Below are 20,390 nucleotides of genomic sequence, written 5' to 3'. Positions count from 1 at the left end.
AACCGCTGAGTTCTCAGAGTTGCAAGGGACGCTTCGGCGTCCCTTCTTTCTTGCCTCCGGCCGGTCCGACGCCCTCTTCGGTGGCTTTCCTTGCCCCGCGCATCCTTTCACCGTCTTTAACGTCTGATGTGCCCTGCGCGTTCACCGGTGAAACCGCGGGTTCATGGAGTGGGACAACCTCGGCCGGTAAAGTCCACGGGCGTGCACCTCAAGGCCCTGACCCTCCGCGGGTTCAAGTCGTTCGCCTCGGCGACCACGCTCCGGTTCGAACCGGGCATCACGTGCGTCGTCGGGCCCAACGGCTCGGGCAAGTCCAACGTCGTGGACGCCCTCAGCTGGGTCATGGGCGAACAGGGCGCCAAGTCGCTGCGCGGCGGCAAGATGGAGGACGTCATCTTCGCCGGCACCACCGGCCGCCCGCCGCTCGGCCGGGCCGAGGTGTCGCTGACCATCGACAACTCCGACGGGGCGCTGCCCATCGAGTACGCCGAGGTCACCATCACGCGGATCATGTTCCGCAACGGCGGCAGCGAGTACCAGATCAACGGCGACACCTGCCGCCTCCTCGACATCCAGGAACTGCTGTCCGACTCCGGCATCGGCCGCGAGATGCACGTCATCGTCGGCCAGGGCCAGCTCGACTCCGTCCTGCACGCCGACCCGATGGGCCGCCGCGCCTTCATCGAGGAGGCCGCCGGAGTCCTCAAGCACCGCAAGCGCAAGGAGAAGGCGCTGCGGAAGCTGGACGCGATGCAGGCCAACCTCGCGCGCGTGCAGGACCTCACGGACGAACTGCGGCGCCAGCTCAAGCCCCTCGGCCGCCAGGCCGCCGTCGCGCGCAGGGCCGCCGTCATCCAGGCCGACCTCCGCGATGCCCGGCTGCGCCTCCTCGCCGACGACCTCGTACGGCTGCGGGAGGCGCTTCAGGCCGAGGTCGCCGACGAGGCCGCCCTCAAGGAGCGCAAGGAAGCCGCCGAGCAGGAGCTGAGGAAGGCCCAGCAGCGCGAGGCCCTGCTGGAGGACGAGGTCCGCCGGCTCGCACCGCGCCTCCAGCGCGCCCAGCAGACCTGGTACGAGCTGTCCCAGCTCGCCGAACGGGTGCGCGGCACGATCTCGCTCGCCGACGCGCGCGTGAAGAGCGCCACCTCCGCCCCGCCCGAGGAGCGGCGCGGGCGCGACCCCGAGGACATGGAGCGCGAGGCCGCCCGCGTCCGCGAGCAGGAGGCCGAGCTGGAGGCGGCCCTGGAGGCGGCCCAGCGCGCCCTGGAGGACACCGTCGCCCACCGCGCCGACCTGGAACGCGAACTGGCCGCCGAGGAACGCCGGCTGAAGGACGTGGCCCGCGCCATCGCCGACCGCCGCGAGGGACTGGCCAGGCTCCGCGGCCAGGTCGGCGCCGCCCGGTCCCGTGCGGCCGCCGCCCACGCCGAGATCGAGCGCCTCGCCGCCGCCCGCGACGAGGCCCGGGAGCGGGCCGTCGCCGCGCAGGAGGAGTACGAGGCCCTCCAGGCCGAGGTCGACCACCTGGACGCCGGCGACCAGGAACTCGCCGAGCGGCACGACGCCGCCAAGGCGCGGCTCGCCGAGGCGGAGGCCGCCCACACCGCCGCCCGCGAGGCCGTCACCGCCGCCGAACGCGAACGCGCCGCGACGCAGGCCCGCCACGACGCCCTCGCCATGGGCCTGCGCCGCAAGGACGGCACCGGCGCCCTGCTCGGCGCGCGCGACCGGCTCACCGGCCTGCTGGGCCCGGCGGCGGAACTGCTGACGGTGACGCCCGGGTACGAGGTCCCGCTGGCGGCGGCGTTCGGCGCGGCGGCCGACGCGCTCGCGGTGACGTCACCGGCCGCCGCGGCGGAGGCGATCCGGCTGCTGCGCAAGCAGGACGCGGGACGCGCGTCGCTCCTGCTCGCGGGAGCGCCGGAGGAGCCCGGTACGGCGCCGGAGCCGACCGGCCACGGCGCCGGCGCGCCCGATGGCCGGCCCGGGACGGCACGCCCCGCCGCCGACCTGGTGCGCGGCCCCGCCGAGCTGATGCCCGCCGTACGCCGCCTGCTGCGCGGCATCGTCGTCGTCGGCACCCTGGAGGACGCCGAGGACATCGTCTACGCCCGCCCCGACCTGACCGCCGTGACCGCCGAGGGCGATCTGCTGGGCGCGCACTTCGCGCACGGCGGGTCCGCCGGGGCGCCCAGCCTGCTGGAGGTGCAGGCCTCCGTGGACGAGGCCGCCGCCGAGCTGGAGGAGCTGGCGGTCAGGTGCGAGGAACTGACCGAGGCGCAGTACGCCGCCGCCGAGCGGCGCAAGGAGTGCGCGGCGCTCGTCGAGGAACTGGGGGAGCGGCGCCGGGCCGCCGACCGGGAGAAGTCCTCCGTCGCCCAGCAGCTCGGCCGGCTCGCGGGACAGGCCCGGGGCGCGGCCGGCGAGGCCGAGCGGTCCACGGCCGCCGCGGCACGCGCGCAGGAGGCGCTGGACAAGGCCCTGCAGGACGCCGAGGAACTCGCCGAGCGGCTCGCCGTCGCCGAGGAGATGCCGATCGAGGAGGAGCCGGACACCTCCGTGCGCGACCGGCTGTCCGCCGACGGCGCCAACGCCCGCCAGACCGAGATGGAGGCCCGTCTCCAGGTCCGTACGCACGAGGAACGCGTGAAGGGGCTCGCCGGGCGGGCCGACTCTCTGGACCGGGCCGCCCGCGCCGAACGTGAGGCACGCGCGCGTGCCGAGCAGCGCAGGGCCCGGCTGCGCCACGAGGCCGCCGTCGCCGAGGCCGTCGCCTCCGGTGCCCGCCAGCTCCTCGCGCACGTCGAGGTCTCCGTCGCCCGCGCCGAGCAGGAACGTGCCGCCGCCGAGGCCGCCAAGGCCCTGCGCGAGCAGGAACTCGGCCAGGCCCGCGCGCTGGGACGCGATCTCAAGGCGGAACTCGACAAGTTGACGGATTCGGTGCACCGCGGGGAGGTACTCGGCGCCGAGAAGCGGCTGCGGATCGAGCAGCTGGAGACGAAGGCGCTGGAGGAACTGGGTGTCGAGCCGGCGGGGCTGGTGGCCGAGTACGGCCCGCAGCAGCTCGTGCCGCCCTCGCCCCCCGCCGAGGGCGAGGAACTGCCGGAGGACCCCGAGCACCCGCGCAACCGGCCGAGGCCCTTCGTACGCGCCGAGCAGGAGAAGCGGCTGAAGGCCGCCGAGCGCGCCTACCAGCAGCTCGGCAAGGTCAACCCGCTGGCCCTCGAGGAGTTCGCGGCGCTGGAGGAACGGCACAAGTTCCTCAGTGAGCAGCTGGAGGACCTGAAGAAGACGCGGGCCGACCTGTTGCAGGTGGTGAAGGAGGTCGACGAGCGCGTCGAGCAGGTCTTCACCGAGGCGTTCCGGGACACCGCCCGCGAGTTCGAGGGCGTCTTCTCGCGGCTCTTCCCGGGCGGCGAGGGGCGCCTGGTGCTGACCGACCCCGACAACATGCTCACCACGGGCGTCGACGTCGAGGCGCGTCCGCCGGGCAAGAAGGTCAAGCGGCTGTCGCTGCTGTCCGGCGGCGAGCGGTCGCTGACCGCGGTGGCGATGCTCGTGTCGATCTTCAAGGCCCGGCCCAGCCCGTTCTACGTCATGGACGAGGTCGAGGCCGCGCTCGACGACACCAACCTCCAGCGGCTCATCCGGATCATGCAGGAGCTGCAGGAGGCCTCGCAGCTCATCGTGATCACGCACCAGAAGCGCACGATGGAGGTCGCCGACGCGCTGTACGGCGTCTCCATGCAGGGCGACGGTGTGTCCAAGGTCATCAGCCAGCGGCTGCGCTGAGGCCTCGCCTCCCGAGATCGGCTCCGGGAGCCGCTCTGTTCAAATCTTCTTCAAGAAGTGAACACACCTAGGTCACTCACGCCTTGAAACTCACAGGACAACACCTATTGACTTCGAAACTTGAAGGCATAGTCTCTGCAACGTTGCTTTTACCTTCAGGTACCTCAGGTGGCACCTGGAAGGGCTGACCCCCATCCGGCAGCGTTGCCGGGGCCCGAGGAGTTACACGTGACCAGCACAGCGCAGGCACCCAAGTCAGGAGCCAGGACGGCTCATCCCGAACATCTCGGGCACGTCATCTTCATCGCGGCGGCGGCCGCGATGGGCGGTTTCCTCTTCGGTTACGACAGCTCCGTGATCAACGGCGCCGTCGAGGCCATCCGGGACCGTTACGACATCGGCTCAGCGGCGCTGGCCCAGGTCATCGCCATCGCCCTGATCGGGTGTGCCGTCGGCGCCGCGACCGCCGGCCGCATAGCCGACCGCATCGGCCGCATCCGGTGCATGCAGATCGCCGCGGTCCTCTTCACCGTCAGCGCCGTCGGCTCGGCCCTGCCCTTCTCGCTGTGGGACCTCGCCTTCTGGCGCGTCGTCGGCGGCTTCGCCATCGGCATGGCCTCCGTGATCGGCCCGGCGTACATCGCCGAGGTCGCCCCGCCCGCCTACCGCGGCCGGCTCGGCTCCTTCCAGCAGGCCGCGATCGTCGTCGGCATCGCCGTCTCCCAGCTCGTCAACTGGGGCCTGCTGAACGCCGCCGACGGCGACCAGCGCGGTGAGCTGATGGGCCTGGAGGCCTGGCAGGTCATGCTCGGCGTCATGGTCGTCCCGGCCGTCCTCTACGGCCTGCTGTCCTTCGCCATCCCCGAGTCCCCCCGCTTCCTGATCTCCGTCGGCAAGCACGAGCGCGCCCGCGAGATCCTCGGCGAGGTCGAGGGCACGAAGATCGACCTCGACGCGCGCGTCGCCGAGATCGAGAACGCGATGAAGAGCGAGCACAAGTCGTCCTTCAAGGACCTGCTCGGCGGCAGCTTCTTCTTCAAGCCGATCGTCTGGGTCGGCATCGGCCTGTCGGTCTTCCAGCAGTTCGTCGGCATCAACGTCGCGTTCTACTACTCCTCGACGCTGTGGCAGTCGGTCGGCGTCGACCCGACGGACTCGTTCTTCTACTCCTTCACCACGTCGATCATCAACATCGTCGGCACCGTCATCGCGATGATCTTCGTGGACCGCATCGGCCGCCGCCCGCTCGCCATCATCGGCTCCGTCGGCATGGTGCTCGGCCTCGCGCTGGAGGCCTGGGCGTTCTCCCACGACCTGATCGGCGGCAAGCTGCCGGAGACGCAGGGCTGGGTCGCCCTCGTCGCCGCCCACGTGTTCGTGCTCTTCTTCGCCCTGTCGTGGGGTGTCGTCGTCTGGGTCATGCTCGGCGAGATGTTCCCGAACCGGATCCGCGCCGCCGCCCTCGGTGTGGCCGCCGCCGCGCAGTGGATCGCCAACTGGGCCATCACCGCGAGCTTCCCGTCGCTGGCCGACTGGAACCTGTCCGTCACCTACGTGATCTACACCGTCTTCGCCGCGCTCTCCATCCCGTTCGTCCTCAAGTTCGTCAAGGAGACGAAGGGCAAGGCGCTGGAGGAGATGGGCTGACGCCCGTAGCGGCACCCGAACCCGAGGAGACGGGCCAAGTCCCCGCCGCCCCTCTCCTCGCACCGTCCGCCGCCCCGGCCCGGATCCCGCCGGACCGGGGCGGCGGTGCGTCCGGCGGGCATCCCGCCCGGTGACCCCGCCCGGCGCGCACGCCGGCCGCTCGTGCCGCGCGCACGCCCCGCCCCCGCCCCTGCTCGTGCCGCACGGCGCGCACGAGGTGACGCGAGGGGCCCATGGCCGATACTGGTCGGGTTATGGAAATCGTCATCCTTGCTGTAGTCATCGCCGTGGTCGTGATCGGCGCGCTCGGCGGGCTCATCGTCGGCAGCCGCCGGAAGAAGACGCTGCCCCCGCCGCCGCCCGCCGCCCCCGACATCACCGCCCCGCCGGCCGAACCCCACGTCGGCGACGAGGCCGAGACCCCGCGGGAAGAACCGCGCCGGACCATAGAGGAGGTGGACCTGCCGGGCGGCGGCGCGACCATCGCCGTCGAGGAGGAGCTCCCGGCCCCTCCGATCGAGGTCCCCGAGCCCACCGCAGGCCGGCTGGTCCGGCTGCGCGCCCGCCTGTCCCGCTCCCAGAACGCCCTCGGCAAGGGCCTGCTCACGCTGCTGTCCCGTGAGCACCTGGACGAGGACACCTGGGAGGAGATCGAGGACACGCTGCTCACCGCCGACGTCGGCGTGCAGCCCACCCAGGAACTCGTCGAGCGGCTGCGCGAGCGGGTCAAGGTGCTCGGCACCCGCACCCCGCAGGACCTGCGCGCCCTGCTGCGCGAGGAGCTGATCACCCTCGTCGGCCCCGACATGGACCGCGAGGTCAAGACCGAGCCCCCCGGCGGGGGACCGGGCATCGTGATGGTCGTCGGCGTCAACGGCACCGGCAAGACCACCACCACCGGCAAGCTCGCCCGCGTCCTGGTGGCCGACGGCCGCAGCGTCGTCCTCGGCGCCGCCGACACCTTCCGCGCCGCCGCCGCCGACCAGCTCCAGACCTGGGGCGAGCGGGTCGGCGCCCACACCGTGCGGGGCACGGAGGCGGGCGACCCCGCCTCCGTCGCCTTCGACGCGGTCAAGGAGGGCAAGGACATCGGCGCGGACGTCGTCCTCATCGACACCGCCGGCCGTCTCCACACCAAGACCGGCCTCATGGACGAGCTCGGCAAGGTCAAGCGCGTCGTGGAGAAGCAGGCCCCGCTGGACGAGGTGCTGCTCGTGCTGGACGCGACCACCGGCCAGAACGGCCTGGTCCAGGCCCGGGTCTTCGCCGAGGTCGTGGACATCACCGGCATCGTGCTCACCAAGCTGGACGGCACCGCCAAGGGCGGCATCGTCGTCGCCGTGCAGCGCGAACTCGGCGTGCCCGTCAAGCTCGTGGGCCTCGGCGAGGGCGCCGACGACCTGGCGCCGTTCGAGCCGGAGGCGTTCGTCGACGCGCTCCTCGGAGAGTGAACCACCGCCTCCGGAAACCGCAGACGACGAGAAGCGCCCGCTCCCGGGGACACCTCCGGGGACGGGCGCTTCGTCGTGAACGCGGGGCGCGGGGGCGCGCCGGACGTTACGCCCGCGACCGGTGCGCCACGTACGCCAGCGTGCCCAGCAGCAGCCGCGCCGCCGGGGGTTTCGACGCCGAGTCCAGGCCGGGGGAGCGCAGCCAGCGCGCCGGTCCGCGCCCGCCGCGGTCCGACGGCGGGGCCGTGACGTACGTGCCGGGGCCGAGGCCGCGCAGGTCAAGGGCGGCCGGGTCGTCCCAGCCCATCCGGTAGAGCAGGTCGGGCAGATGGCCGGCGGCGCCGGGGGCGACGAAGAAGTGGGCGCGGCCCTCGGGTGTGGCGATGACCGGGCCCAGCGGCAGACCCATGCGCTCCAGCCGGGCCAGCGCGCGGCGCCCGGCCGACTCGGCGACCTCGATCACGTCGAAGGTCCGGCCCACCGGCAGCAGCACCGAGGCGCCGGGGAAGGCCGACCAGGTCCGGCTCACCTCGTCCAGCGTGGCCCCCGCGGGGACCTCCGCGGCGACGTCCAGGGGGTGCGCGCCGGGCGCCCGGCAGTCGGCGCGGCCGCAGGAGCAGGCGCCCGCGGCGGCGCGCGTGCCCGGCACCACGTCCCAGCCCCACAGCCCGGTGAACTCGGCCACGGCGGTGCACTCCGAGGAGCGACCGCGGCGGCGCGCGCCGGACCGGATGTCACGAATGCCCCGACTGCTGCCGATCGTGAAGCCCATGCCCCCTCCAACGGGTCCGACGCACCGGTGGTTACGAAACGGACGCGGATCGTGACTCTCTGTCTTCGAACTCCCCAGTGCCGCGCGATTCAGGCGGCGCCTCGGGGTGTCCGGGGTGGCGCGTTCGACGGCGCGCGCCCCTCGGCGCACCGCTCCACCCACTTCTGGCTGTCCTATGTCAAGTGAATCGGACACCGGCCGGGGTGAGTTCATTCGAAGGGGTGGCGAATGGTGGCGTTTCCGGGTTCGCCGTGGCTGGGTGCGTGATCGTAGGATTACTTTGGGTGCACGAGGCCAGGGGGCACATGCCTTTCTGGGTATGCCGCGGGCAATGCGGCTTTCCGTTCGAAGGGTGACAACTGGCGGACGGGAGGCCCCGATCACCGGCATTCTGATAGGGCTTGGCGCACTCGACGGCACAGTGGTCTCAGGGATGGGGGCGTTCCAGTGAGCGGCAACGGCGGTAACGCGACGAACGCGGACAAGCGCCCCAATGAGCTGCTCACCTCGTGGTTCGTCCGCAGCGGCTGGTCCAAGGGCGAACTGGCCCGCCAAGTCAACCGCCGGGCACGTCAGTTGGGCGCCAACCACATCTCCACGGACACCTCGCGCGTGCGCCGCTGGCTGGACGGCGAGAACCCCCGCGAACCCATCCCCAGGATCCTGTCCGAGCTGTTCTCCGAGCGCTTCGGCGTCGTCGTCTCCGTCGAGGACCTCGGCCTGCGCAGCGTCCGCCGGCCGCCCTCCGCGACCGGCGTCGACCTGCCCTGGACGGGCCCGCAGACCGTGGCCCACCTCAGCGAGTTCTCGCGCAGCCACCTGATGCTGGCGTGGCGCGGCTTCCTCGGCAGTTCGCTCGCCCTGTCCGCCGGACCGTCCCTCATCGAGCCCATGCAGCGCTGGCTCGTCCCCGCGCCCCCCGGCCCGGTGCAGGAAATCCGCCCGGAGCCCGCCGACCGCGCCCGAGGCAGGCTCTCCAAGCCGGAGCTGGACCTGCTGGAGACGACCACGGTGATGTTCCGGCAGTGGGACGCGCAGTGCGGAGGCGGACTGCGCCGCAAGGCCGTCGTGGGCCAACTGCACGAGGTCACCGACCTCCTCCAGGAGCCCCAGCCCGCGCAGACCACCCGCAAACTGTTCAAGGTCGCCGCCGAACTGGCCGAGCTGGCGGGCTGGATGTCGTACGACATCGGGCTCCAGCCCACCGCCCAGAAGTACTTCGTCCTCGCGCTGCACGCCGCCAAGGAAGCGGGCGACCGGCCGCTCGGCTCGTACATCCTGTCCAGCATGAGCCGCCAGATGATCCATCTCGGCCGGCCCGACGACGCCCTGGAACTCATCCACCTCGCGCAGTACGGCAGCCGGGACTGCGCGAGCCCGCGCACCCAGTCGATGCTGTATGCGATGGAGGCCCGCGCCTACGCCAACATGGGCCAGCCCGGTAAGTGCAAGCGGGCCGTCCGGATGGCCGAGGAGACCTTCACCGAGGCCGACGAGTGGGACGAGCCGGACCCCGACTGGATCCGCTTCTTCTCCGAGGCCGAGCTGTACGGCGAGAACTCCCACTCCTTCCGCGACCTCGCCTACGTCGCCGGCCGCAGCCCCACCTACGCCTCCCTGGCCGAGCCCCTGATGCGGCGGGCCGTGGAGCTGTTCGCGCAGGACGGCGAGCACCAGCGGTCGTACGCGCTGAACCTGATCGGCATGGCCACCGTGCACCTCCTCCAGCGCGAGCCCGAGCAGAGCGCCGTCCTCGCCCAGCGGGCCATGGAAGAGGCCAAAAAGGTGCGCTCCGAGCGCGTCAACACTCGTATCCGAAAGACGGTCGACACGGCCGCGCGCGACTTCGGTGACCTCGCCGACGTCGTGGACCTCACGGAGCGGCTCGCCGTCGAGCTGCCCGAGACCGCCGAAGCGGTCTGACCCCCCACTGACCCCGGCCGCGGCCGGCCCTCCCGAACTGCCCGACTCGGCTCCCCCCACGCCAGGTCATCGGAAGGCCGGCCGCGGCCGGTTCGCGTCCCCCGGCGCGCACCTTCGAACGAAGGTTGCGCCACGATAACGATCCGGCGAACCGAGATCAGGCAGTTCATCGACGCGTAACACCCGCGGCGCCTTCGTCACGGCGGCGAAACAACGAGGGGCTTCCACCGAAACGGCGCTGCGCCAATCTCATGGCGCATAACCGGCCCACCCCTCAATCCGCTCAGGCTTCGCCCGCACGGGGCCGTACCAATGACGAGGAGACGCCGATGGCATCAGCCGCCATCACGCTTGCGGCGGACGCACCCACGCTGTCGTCCGCCAACACAGGCTTCATGCTCATCTGTTCCGCCCTGGTGATGCTCATGACCCCGGGCCTGGCCTTCTTCTACGGAGGCATGGTCCGCGTCAAAAGCACCCTGAACATGCTGATGATGAGCTTCATCAGCCTGGGGATCGTCACCGTCCTGTGGGTGCTGTACGGCTTCTCCATGGCGTTCGGCACGGACTCCGGCAGCATCGTCGGCTGGAACTCCGACTGGGTCGGCCTCAGCAACATCGGCCTGACGGAACTGTGGGACGGATACACCATCCCCGTCTTCGTCTTCCTGGTCTTCCAGCTGATGTTCGCGGTCCTCACCCCCGCCCTCATCAGCGGCGCCCTCGCGGACCGCGTCAAGTTCACGGCCTGGGCGCTGTTCGTCGCCCTGTGGGCCACGGTCGTCTACTTCCCGGTCGCGCACTGGGTGTGGGGCGCCGGCGGCTGGGCCTTCGAACTCGGCGTCATCGACTTCGCCGGCGGCACGGCCGTCCACATCAACGCCGGTGCCGCCGCCCTCGGCGTCATCCTGGTGATCGGCAAGCGCGTCGGCTTCAAGAAGGACCCGATGCGCCCGCACAGCCTGCCGCTGGTCATGCTCGGCGCCGGTCTGCTGTGGTTCGGCTGGTTCGGCTTCAACGCCGGCTCGTGGCTCGGCAACGACGACGGCGTCGGCGCGCTGATGTTCGTCAACACGCAGGTCGCCACCGCCGCCGCCGTCCTCGGCTGGCTCGCCTACGAGAAGATCCGCCACGGCGCGTTCACCACGCTGGGCGCCGCCTCCGGCGCGGTCGCCGGCCTCGTCGCCATCACCCCCGCCGGCGGCGCGGTCTCACCGCTCGGCGCCATCGCGGTCGGCGTCATCGCCGGTGTGCTGTGCGCCATGGCGGTCGGCCTGAAGTACAAGTTCGGCTACGACGACTCCCTCGACGTCGTCGGCGTCCACCTCGTCGGCGGCATCCTCGGCTCCCTGCTCATCGGCTTCTTCGCCACCGGCAAGGGCCAGTCCGACGTCGCGGGCCTCTTCTACGGCGGTGGCCTCGACCAGTTCTGGAAGCAGTGCGCCGGCGTCTTCGGCGTCCTCGCCTACTCCCTGGTCGTCTCCGCGATCCTCGCCTTCCTCCTCGACAAGACCATCGGCATGCGCGTCACCGAGGACGAAGAGGTCGCCGGCATCGACCAGGCCGAGCACGCCGAGACCGCATACGACTTCAGCGGCGCCGGCGGAGGCACCGCCGCCCGGACCGCCGCCCCCGCCCCCGTCGCCGCCGAGAGCAAGAAGGTGGACGCATGAAGCTCATCACCGCCGTCGTCAAGCCCCACCGGCTCGACGAGATCAAGGAAGCCCTCCAGGCCTTCGGCGTGCACGGCCTGACGGTCACCGAGGCCAGCGGCTACGGTCGGCAGCGGGGACACACCGAGGTCTACCGCGGCGCCGAGTACACCGTCGACCTCGTCCCCAAGATCCGCATCGAGGTGCTCGTCGAGGACGACGACGCCGAGCAACTGATCGACGTCGTTGTCAAGGCGGCCCGTACCGGCAAGATCGGTGACGGCAAGGTGTGGTCCATCCCGGTCGACACCGCCGTCCGCGTCCGGACCGGCGAGCGCGGCCCGGACGCGCTGTAGGCAACGGAACAGGAGTCGCTGGGTGACGAGCACGGACGTGCGCAATGAAGCAGAGGACTCGGGACCCAGCGGCTACGCGGCGGCCCGGCTGCGCCTCCTCACCGAGGGGGCGCGGTCCGGGCCGCCGCGCCGTGCGGCCCTCGCCGAACTGACCGACGAGTGGCTGGCCGGCCTGTTCGCCGCGGCCGTCGGGCCACTGCGCGGCGCCAGTCTGGTCGCCGTCGGCGGCTACGGCCGCGGCGAGCTGTCTCCGCGCAGCGACCTCGACCTGCTCCTGCTGCACGACGGCAGCGACCCCAAGGCCGTCGCCGCCCTCGCCGACCGCCTCTGGTACCCCGTGTGGGACCTCGGCCTCGACCTCGACCACTCCGTACGGACCCCCGCCGAGGCCCGCAGGACGGCCGCCGAGGACCTCAAGGCCCAGCTCGGCCTCCTCGACGCCCGGCACCTCGCCGGCGACCTCGGGTTCACCGCCGCACTGCGTACCGCCGTCCTCGCCGACTGGCGCAACCAGGCGCCCAAACGCCTGCCCGAACTCCAGGAACTGTGCGCCGAGCGCGCCGAACGCCAGGGCGAACTCCAGTACCTGCTCGAACCCGACCTCAAGGAGGCCCGCGGCGGACTGCGCGACGCCACGGCCCTGCGCGCCGTCGCCGCCTCCTGGCTCGCCGACGCCCCGCGCGAGGGACTCGCCGACGCCCGGCGCCGCCTCCTCGACGTGCGCGACGCGCTGCACCTGACCACCGGACGCGCCACCGACCGGCTCGCACTCCAGGAGCAGGACCAGGTGGCCACCGAACTCGGCCTCCTCGACGCCGACACCCTGCTGCGCCAGGTCTACGAGGCCGCCCGCCGCATCTCGTACGCCAGCGACGTCACCTGGCGCGAAGTCGGCCGCGTGCTGCGCTCCCGTTCCGTACGGCCGCGGCTGCGCGCCATGCTGGGCGGCGGGAGCAAGCCCCCGGCCGAGCGCTCACCGCTCGCCGAGGGCGTCGTGGAACAGGACGGCGAGGTGGTGCTCGCCCGCGCCGCACGCCCCGAACGCGACCCCGTGCTCCCGCTGCGCGCCGCGGCCGCCGCCGCGCAGGCCGGGCTGCCGCTCTCCCTGCACGCCGTGCGCCGCCTGGCCGCCACCGTGCGCCCGCTGCCGACGCCCTGGCCCGCCGAGGCCCGCGAACAGCTGGTCACCCTGCTCGGCTCCGGGCGCCCCACCGTCGACGTGTGGGAGGCACTGGAGGCCGAGGGACTGATCACCCGCCTGCTGCCCGACTGGGAGCGGGTCCGCTGCCGCCCGCAGCGCAACGCCGTGCACGTGTGGACCGTCGACCGGCACCTCATCGAGACCGCCGTGCGCGCCTCCGAGTTCACCCGCCGTGTCAGCCGGCCCGACCTGCTGCTGGTCGCCGCGCTGCTGCACGACATCGGCAAGGGCTGGCCCGGCGACCACTCCGTGGCCGGAGAGATCATCGCCAAGGACGTCGCCGCCCGCATCGGCTTCGACCGCGCGGACGTCGCCGTGCTCTCCGCCCTCGTCCGCCACCACCTCCTGCTCGTGGACACCGCCACGCGGCGCGACCTGGAGGACCCGGCCACCGTCCGCTCCGTCGCCGACGCCGTCGGCTCCCAGAGCACCCTGGAACTGCTGCACGCCCTCACCGAGGCCGACGCCCTGGCCACCGGCCCCGCCGCCTGGTCGTCCTGGCGCGGCTCCCTCGTCACCGAGCTGGTCAAACGCGTCTCCGCCGTCCTCGCCGGCGACGTCCCCGACGAACCGGAGGGCGCCGCGCCGACCGCCGAGCAGGAACGCCTCGCCATCGAGGCCGTCGCCACCGGCAGCCCCGTACTGGCCCTGCGCGCCCAGACCGAGCCGCCGGCCGAGGAGCACGCCGGCGAGTCCGAGCCGCTCGGCGTCGAACTGCTCATCGCCGTGCCCGACCAGCCGGGCGTGCTGCCCGCGGTCGCCGGCGTCCTCGCCATGCACCGGCTCACCGTCCGGACGGCGGAACTGCGTGCCGTCGACCTGCCCGACGGCGTCGACGGCTCCGTCCTCCTGCTGGACTGGCGCGTCGCCGCCGAGTACGGCTCCCTGCCGCAGGCCGCCCGGCTGCGCGCCGACCTCGTACGCGCCCTGGACGGCTCCCTGGACATCGCCGGCCGCCTCGCCGAACGCGACGCCGCCTACCCGCGCCGCCGGGGCGTCGTCGCCCCGCCGCCCCGCGTCACCGTCCACCCGGCCGCCTCCCGCCTCGCCACGGTCATCGAGGTCCGCGCCCAGGACGCGCCGGGGCTGCTGTTCCGCATCGGGCGGGCCCTGGAGGACGCCGGCGTGCGGATGCGCAGCGCACACGTGAGTACGTTGGGGGCGAACGCGGTGGACGCCTTCTACGTCACGGGCCCGGAGGGCGCCCCGCTGCCCGCGGACGAGGCCTCGGCCGTCGCCCGGAAGCTGGAGGAGACCCTGCGCGGCTGAGCCGGACCCGGTGACTTGCACGGCCGGGATACCCTGGAGGGCGATTCATTCGCCTGTCACCGACCCCGAGGACCGCGAGCGCCGTGTTCGATACTCTTTCCGATCGCCTTTCAGCGACTTTCAGGAACCTGCGCGGCAAGGGACGGCTGTCCGAAGCGGACATCGACGCCACTGCGCGCGACATCCGCATCGCGCTCCTCGAGGCGGATGTGGCGCTGCCCGTCGTGCGCTCCTTCATCAAGAGCGTGAAGGAACGCGCCCTCGGCGCGGAGGTCTCCAAGGCGCTCAACCCCGCCCAGCAGTTCATCAAGATCGTCAACGACGAGCTGGTGACCATCCTCGGCGGCGAGACGCGCCGGCTGCGCTTCGCCAAGCAGCCGCCGACCGTGATCATGCTGGCCGGTCTCCAGGGTGCCGGTAAGACCACGCTCGCGGGCAAGCTCGGCCGCTGGCTGAAGGAGCAGGGCCACTCGCCGCTGCTCGTCGCCTGCGACCTCCAGCGCCCCAACGCCGTCAACCAGCTCAGCGTCGTCGCCGAGCGCGCCGGCGTCGCCGTCTACGCCCCCGAGCCGGGCAACGGCGTCGGCGACCCGGTCAAGGTCGCCAAGGACTCCATCGAGCACGCGAAGTCCAAGGTCCACGACATCGTCATCGTCGACACCGCCGGACGCCTCGGCATCGACCAGGAGATGATGCAGCAGGCCGCGGACATCCGCGACGCGGTCTCCCCGGACGAGATCCTGTTCGTCGTCGACGCGATGATCGGTCAGGACGCGGTCAACACCGCGGAGGCCTTCCGCGACGGCGTCGGCTTCGACGGCGTGGTGCTGTCCAAGCTCGACGGTGACGCGCGCGGCGGTGCGGCCCTGTCGATCGCCTCGGTCACCGGCAAGCCGATCATGTTCGCCTCCAACGGCGAGAAGCTCGACGAGTTCGACGCCTTCCACCCCGACCGGATGGCCTCCCGCATCCTCGACATGGGTGACCTGCTCACCCTGATCGAGCAGGCGGAGAAGACGTTCAGTCAGGAAGAGGCCGAGAAAATGGCCTCCAAGCTGGCGTCCAAGAAGGGCCAGGAATTCACCCTGGACGACTTCCTGGCCCAGATGGAGCAGGTCAGGAAGATGGGCTCCATCTCGAAGCTCCTCGGGATGCTGCCGGGCATGGGCCAGATCAAGGACCAGATCCAGAACCTGGACGAGCGGGACGTCGACCGCACGGCCGCGATCATCAAGTCGATGACGCCGGGCGAGCGCCAGGACCCGACGATCATCAACGGCTCGCGGCGCGCCCGCATCGCCAAGGGTTCCGGCGTCGAGGTCGGCGCCGTGAAGAACCTGGTCGAGCGGTTCTTCGAGGCCCGCAAGATGATGTCCCGCATGGCCCAGGGCGGCGGCATGCCCGGGATGCCCGGCATGCCGGGCATGGGCGGCGGTCCCGGCCGCTCCAAGAAGCAGCCGAAGAAGGCCAAGGGCAAGCAGCGCTCCGGCAACCCGATGAAGCGCAAGCAGCAGGAGCAGGAGGAGGCCGCCCGCCGCGCCGCCGCCGCGCAGGGCGGCAACGCCTTCGGCGTGCCGCAGCAGACCCCCCAGGACTTCGAGCTGCCGGACGAGTTCAAGAAGTTCATGCGCTGACAGCCCTTCGCGTACGCCACTGGGGGCGCCCCTCGTTGTGAGGAGCGCCCCCAGTGGCGTACGGGCCGCGGCCGACCGGTGGGCCGGCCGGGGCTCAGGCGGCTTGTGGCTCGGACGGCCGTGGCCCGGACGACCGGGCCGGCCGGTGGCTCGGACGGCCGGTGGCTCAGGCGGTCCGGGCGATGAGGTACCGGAACACGTTCGGCATCCACACCGTGCCGTCCGGCCGCCGGTACGGGTGCAGCGCCTCCGCCAGCTCCTTGTCGACCTGCTCCTGGTCCGTGGCGACGATCGCCGCGTCGAACAGCCCCGTCGACAGCAGGCCCCGCACCGCGCTGTCCACGTCCGCGTACCCGAAGGGGCAGGACACCCGGCCCGAACCGTCCGGCCGCAGACCGGCGCGCTGGGCGACCTCCTCCAGGTCGTCGCGCAGCGCCGGGCGCCAGCTGCCCGCGCTGCGCAGCGGATCCGCCAGCTTCGTGGCCACCCGGAACACCGACGACGTGGCGCAGCGCTCCGGCGGACCCCAGCCGGCCAGCACCACGGGCGTCCCGCGCGCGGCCAGCGGCGTCGCCTCCTCGATCAGCTCGCCGAGCCCTTCGGAGTCGCCCGCCAGGCAGCCGATGGGCTCGAAGGCCGTCACCAGCGTGTACGCCGGCGTCCGCGGGCCCGCCGTGTCCCGGGGCGTGCCGTCGACGACCCGGGTCGCGCCACGCGCGCGTGCGTCGTCGCCCGCGTCCGCCCGGAGCCGCTCCCTGGCGAGGTCGAGCCGTTCCGGGAAGGAGGAGTCGACGCCGGTGACCGCGGCGCCGCGCGTGGCCGCCATGAGGAGAGCGAGCCCGGAACCGCAGCCGAGGCCGAGGAGCCGCGTGCCGGAGCCCACGTCGAGTCGCTCGTAGACGGCCTCGTAGAGCGGCACCAGCATCCGCTCCTGGATCTCGGACCAGTCACGCGCGCGTGCACGCGGGTCCACGCCGGGTATCACTCCCGCGTGCCACGGGTGCTGCCGCACGAGCGTACGTGTCATGAAAGCGCCCCAATCCGCCGAGAGTTGCCGCTGTGCCCATGTACCGGCCCCCGTGCCATGCGCTCGCAGTCCCCCGTAAGCCAGGAAACTCCGGACACGACGTCGCGTCCAGTGGAACGGGGGCACGGCTTGCTGAATCCGTGGGAAAGGGGCGAGATTTCACATTCCGGCAACCTGGACGGTTCCGGCCAAGATCGTCACAGGGGGGCGGTGCGGGACGGTGCGGACGGACCGGGTAACGTCGCGGTCCTCGCGTGCGCTGTGTCAGGAGAGCCCCTTCCGGCGCCACTGCGACCGAATCACCTCTTGCGCATCGGCGGAGTGCGGTCGCCCCGGGGCGCGGACGCCGCCTACATGGTGGGTCGTATGTTGAACTACGTACCGTCTTGTGACGAGCTGCGAGGCTTCTCCGCAGATCAGCGCACCCGCCCTCGTCGGGCAGCATCAGTGGCAACTGACGGGTACGTGCAAATTATTTGAGATGCCCCGGAATAGGAACACAGCGGCACCCCCGCTCGTTGTCATTACGTGAGCACGACACAGACACCACCTGTTCTCGCCGCAGAACTGGCAGAGGCGTGGGCCGACATTCAGCGGCACCACCCCGAGCTGCCCGATCTCGCCGCGCCAGAGTCCCTGATCGGGGAGTCGTCGTCCGCCTGCGGTCACGAGCTCTCCTTCGAACGACTGCTGCACGAAGCAGTCCACGGCATCGCCGCCGCCCGCGGAGTGCGCGACACCTCCCGGGCCGGCCGCTACCACAACCGCAGATTCCTCGCGATCGCCGAGGAGCTGGGCCTGGACCACCCCGAGGAACCGCACCCCAGCAGCGGCTTCTCCCTGGTCTCGCTCACGCCCGAGGCCAAGCGCCGCTACCGGCCGACGATCGAGCGTCTCCAGCGGGCCCTGAAGGCCCACACGGCGGCGACGGCGTCCGACACCGCGCGCAGCTTCCGCGGCCCCGCCGCCCGGCACGGCTCCTCCGGCGGAGGCGTCCGCGTCAAGGCGGTGTGCGACTGCGGGCGCAACGTCCGGGTCGTCCCGTCGGTCCTGGCCCAGGCCCCCATCGTGTGCGGCGGCTGCGGCAAGCCGTTCCGCATCCCGGAGGTCGTGGGAGCGGCGGCGGGCTGACGAGGCGGCTGCTCGTGGCAGCCGTACGTCGGCCTCCGGCGGGGCCGTGCCGCGCACCCGACGTCCACGGGCGCCGGGTGCGCCTCCGGCATGCCCTCAATCGGCCACGGTCAAGCGTGACCCGCGGCGTGTGGCACAATGGCTAGCTGTACTCGACAGCCGCACAGGACCCCTCTCTCCTCCGGCTGACGCGTCCATCGGGCACTCGGGTACCGCAACCCCACGCGGCCGTCTCGCCGTGCCCAACCACGTCAAATCCAGGAGAACCCACTCCCGTGGCAGTCAAGATCAAGCTGAAGCGTCTGGGCAAGATCCGTTCGCCCCACTACCGCATCGTCGTCGCCGACTCCCGTACCCGCCGTGACGGCCGGGCCATCGAGGAGATCGGCAAGTACCACCCGACGTACAACCCGTCGGTGATGGAGGTCGACAGCGAGCGCGTGGCGTACTGGCTCTCCGTCGGCGCCCAGCCGACCGAGCCCGTGCTCGCCATCCTGAAGAAGACCGGCGACTGGCAGAAGTTCAAGGGCGAGCCCGCCCCGGCTCCGCTGCTGCAGCCGGCCGAGAAGCCGGCGCGCCCGTCGTTCGAGGCTCTCGGCGGTGACGACGAGGGCAAGGGTGAGGCCATCACCCAGAAGAAGAAGGCTGAGAAGAAGGACGAGGCCGCCGCTGAGTCCGCGTCGACCGAGGCCTGAGCATGCTCGAGGAGGCTCTCGAGCACCTCGTGAAGGGCATCGTCGACAACCCTGACGATGTGCAGGTCGCCTCGCGCAACCTGCGCCGCGGGCGTGTGCTCGAGGTCCGGGTCCACCCGGACGACCTCGGCAAGGTGATCGGCCGCAACGGCCGCACCGCACGCGCCCTGCGCACCGTCGTGGGCGCCATCGGCGGCCGCGGTGTCCGCGTCGACCTCGTCGACGTGGACCACGTCCGCTGACGCAAACGCAGCACCGGCTCGGGCCGGGGAGGGCCAGTGGGCCGTCCCCGGCCCGTAGTCGTATGACAGGAGATCCAGAAAAGTGCAGCTGGTAGTCGCTCGCATCGGCCGTGCCCACGGCATCAAGGGCGAGGTCACCGTCGAGGTCCGCACCGACGAACCGGAGCTGAGGCTCGGCCCCGGCGCCGTCCTGGCCACCGACCCCGCCTCGGTCGGCCCGCTCACCATCGAGACCGGCCGCGTGCACAGCGGCCGTCTCCTGCTGCGCTTCGAGGGCGTGCGCGACCGCACCGCCGCCGAGGCCCTGCGCAACACCCTGCTGATCGCCGACGTCGACCCCGAGGAACTGCCCGAGGGCGAGGACGAGTACTACGACCACCAGCTCATGGACCTCGACGTGGTGACCGTGGACGGCACCGAGGTCGGCCGCATCACCGAGATCTCCCACCTCGCGTCGCAGGACCTGTTCGTCGTCGAGCGTCCCGACGGCAGCGAGGTGCTCATCCCGTTCGTCCAGGAGATCGTCACCGAGGTCGACCTGGAGGAGCAGCGCGCGGTCATCGACCCGCCGCCCGGTTTGATCGACGACCGCGCCGAGATCGCCTCCGCCCGCGACTCCGCCGAGGCTTCCACCGAGGGCTCCACCGGGGACTCCGCCGGGAAAGAGGCGTAATGCGGCTCGACGTCGTCACGATCTTCCCCGAGTACCTCGAACCGCTGAACGTCTCCCTCGTCGGCAAGGCACGCGCGCGTGGACAGCTCGACGTGCACGTCCACGACCTGCGCTCCTGGACGTACGACCGGCACAACACCGTCGACGACACCCCGTACGGCGGCGGCCCCGGCATGGTCATGAAGACCGACCCGTGGGGAGACGCCCTCGACTCCGTCCTCGCCGACGGCTACGAGACCGGCTCGCGCGAGCCCGCCCTCATCGTGCCCACGCCCAGCGGCCGGCCGTTCACCCAGGAACTCGCCGTCGAGCTCTCCGAGCGGCCCTGGCTGATCTTCACGCCGGCCCGCTACGAGGGCATCGACCGCCGCGTCGTCGACGAGTACGCCACCCGCCTGCCGGTCTACGAGGTGTCCATCGGCGACTACGTCCTCGCCGGCGGCGAGGCGGCCGTCCTCGTCGTCACCGAGGCCGTCGCCCGGCTGCTGCCCGGCGTCCTCGGCAACGCCGAGTCCCACCGCGACGACTCCTTCGCGCCGGGCGCCATGGCGAGCCTGCTGGAGGGCCCCGTCTACACCAAGCCGCCCGAGTGGCGCGGACGCGGCATCCCCGACGTGCTGCTCAGTGGACACCACGGGAAGATCGCCCGCTGGCGCCGCGACGAGGCGCTGCGCCGCACGACCGCCAACCGGCCCGACCTCATCGAACGGTGCGACCCCAAGGCCTTCGACAAGAAGGACCGCGAGATGCTCTCCATCCTGGGCTGGTCGCCCGACCCGGACGGGGAGCCGTACGGCCGATTTTGGCGCAGGACCGACGGCGTGGAAGAATAGGCCGCTGTTGTGCGTCCGTCCGGCGTGCGCCCCTGCCACAGGGGGACACGACGCCCGCTCCGACGCGCACACCCCCGAATCGAATCTCTCTA

15 protein-coding genes are annotated in these 20,390 nt (G+C 72.0%); 13 read left to right on the top strand and 2 right to left on the bottom strand.

The annotated features are described in order from the left end of the window. Positions 1-201 precede the first annotated feature (201 nt). From smc to ftsY, 3 genes are all read left to right on the top strand, one after another. Positions 202-3,792, top strand: a complete 3,591-nt coding sequence (gene smc / locus ACZ7D7_RS27630) for a chromosome segregation protein SMC (protein ID WP_470827755.1) — start codon at positions 202-204, stop codon at positions 3,790-3,792. A 228-nt stretch (positions 3,793-4,020) separates the two neighbouring features. Next, the gene (locus tag ACZ7D7_RS27625; RefSeq protein ID WP_470827754.1) at positions 4,021-5,439 is read left to right on the top strand and encodes a sugar porter family MFS transporter; all 1,419 of its coding nucleotides are present in this window, start codon (positions 4,021-4,023) and stop codon (positions 5,437-5,439) included. 254 nt (positions 5,440-5,693) lie between these two features. Further along, complete coding sequence (ftsY, locus tag ACZ7D7_RS27620; protein WP_470827753.1) at positions 5,694-6,890, top strand: signal recognition particle-docking protein FtsY; 1,197 nt, start codon at positions 5,694-5,696, stop codon at positions 6,888-6,890. A 106-nt stretch (positions 6,891-6,996) separates the two neighbouring features. Here ftsY and ACZ7D7_RS27615 read toward each other — a convergent pair whose 3' ends face one another. Beyond that, the gene (locus ACZ7D7_RS27615; RefSeq protein ID WP_470827752.1) at positions 6,997-7,662 is read right to left on the bottom strand and encodes a bifunctional DNA primase/polymerase; all 666 of its coding nucleotides are present in this window, start codon (positions 7,660-7,662) and stop codon (positions 6,997-6,999) included. A 447-nt stretch (positions 7,663-8,109) separates the two neighbouring features. On the opposite strand from ACZ7D7_RS27615, the gene nsdA reads away from it, so the two are divergent. The 5 genes from nsdA to ffh all read left to right on the top strand — a co-directional run bounded on the left by nsdA (position 8,110) and on the right by ffh (position 15,697). Further along, the gene (nsdA, locus tag ACZ7D7_RS27610) at positions 8,110-9,585 is read left to right on the top strand and encodes a transcriptional repressor NsdA (RefSeq protein ID WP_470827751.1); all 1,476 of its coding nucleotides are present in this window, start codon (positions 8,110-8,112) and stop codon (positions 9,583-9,585) included. A gap of 329 nt (positions 9,586-9,914) precedes the next feature. Next, a complete protein-coding gene (locus tag ACZ7D7_RS27605; RefSeq protein ID WP_470827749.1) occupies positions 9,915-11,258 on the top strand; it encodes an ammonium transporter in 1,344 nt (447 codons plus the stop codon). Next, complete coding sequence (locus ACZ7D7_RS27600; protein WP_003993253.1) at positions 11,255-11,593, top strand: P-II family nitrogen regulator; 339 nt, start codon at positions 11,255-11,257, stop codon at positions 11,591-11,593. Before ACZ7D7_RS27605 ends, ACZ7D7_RS27600 begins: the two co-directional genes overlap by 4 nt. A gap of 22 nt (positions 11,594-11,615) precedes the next feature. Next, a complete protein-coding gene (locus ACZ7D7_RS27595; protein ID WP_470827748.1) occupies positions 11,616-14,063 on the top strand; it encodes a [protein-PII] uridylyltransferase in 2,448 nt (815 codons plus the stop codon). Between the two features lie 83 nt (positions 14,064-14,146). Further along, on the top strand, positions 14,147-15,697 hold the full coding sequence (gene ffh, locus ACZ7D7_RS27590) for a signal recognition particle protein (protein ID WP_470827747.1): 1,551 nt from the start codon (positions 14,147-14,149) through the stop codon (positions 15,695-15,697). A 166-nt stretch (positions 15,698-15,863) separates the two neighbouring features. On the opposite strand, the gene ACZ7D7_RS27585 is transcribed toward ffh, so the two are convergent. Further along, a complete protein-coding gene (locus ACZ7D7_RS27585) occupies positions 15,864-16,724 on the bottom strand; it encodes an SAM-dependent methyltransferase (protein ID WP_470827745.1) in 861 nt (286 codons plus the stop codon). Positions 16,725-17,252: 528 nt separating this feature from the next. Here ACZ7D7_RS27585 and ACZ7D7_RS27580 point away from each other — a divergent pair. The 5 genes from ACZ7D7_RS27580 to trmD all read left to right on the top strand — a co-directional run bounded on the left by ACZ7D7_RS27580 (position 17,253) and on the right by trmD (position 20,298). After that, on the top strand, positions 17,253-17,855 hold the full coding sequence (locus tag ACZ7D7_RS27580; protein ID WP_470827744.1) for a hypothetical protein: 603 nt from the start codon (positions 17,253-17,255) through the stop codon (positions 17,853-17,855). 275 nt (positions 17,856-18,130) lie between these two features. Continuing rightward, a complete protein-coding gene (gene rpsP, locus ACZ7D7_RS27575) occupies positions 18,131-18,550 on the top strand; it encodes a 30S ribosomal protein S16 (RefSeq protein WP_279551342.1) in 420 nt (139 codons plus the stop codon). Positions 18,551-18,552: 2 nt separating this feature from the next. After that, on the top strand, positions 18,553-18,792 hold the full coding sequence (locus ACZ7D7_RS27570) for an RNA-binding protein (protein WP_003973401.1): 240 nt from the start codon (positions 18,553-18,555) through the stop codon (positions 18,790-18,792). A gap of 82 nt (positions 18,793-18,874) precedes the next feature. Continuing rightward, entirely contained in the window at positions 18,875-19,465 is a 591-nt protein-coding gene (gene rimM, locus ACZ7D7_RS27565) for a ribosome maturation factor RimM (protein ID WP_470827742.1), read from the top strand. Then, positions 19,465-20,298, top strand: coding sequence for a tRNA (guanosine(37)-N1)-methyltransferase TrmD (gene trmD, locus ACZ7D7_RS27560; RefSeq protein ID WP_470827741.1), 834 nt, complete (start codon positions 19,465-19,467; stop codon positions 20,296-20,298). Before rimM ends, trmD begins: the two co-directional genes overlap by 1 nt. Positions 20,299-20,390: the final 92 nt, after the last annotated feature.

The organism is Streptomyces sp. NPDC037054, from assembly GCF_055606745.1.
The sequence above is the reverse complement of the archived record's forward strand: the minus strand, read 5'-3'. Positions and strand labels throughout refer to the sequence as shown.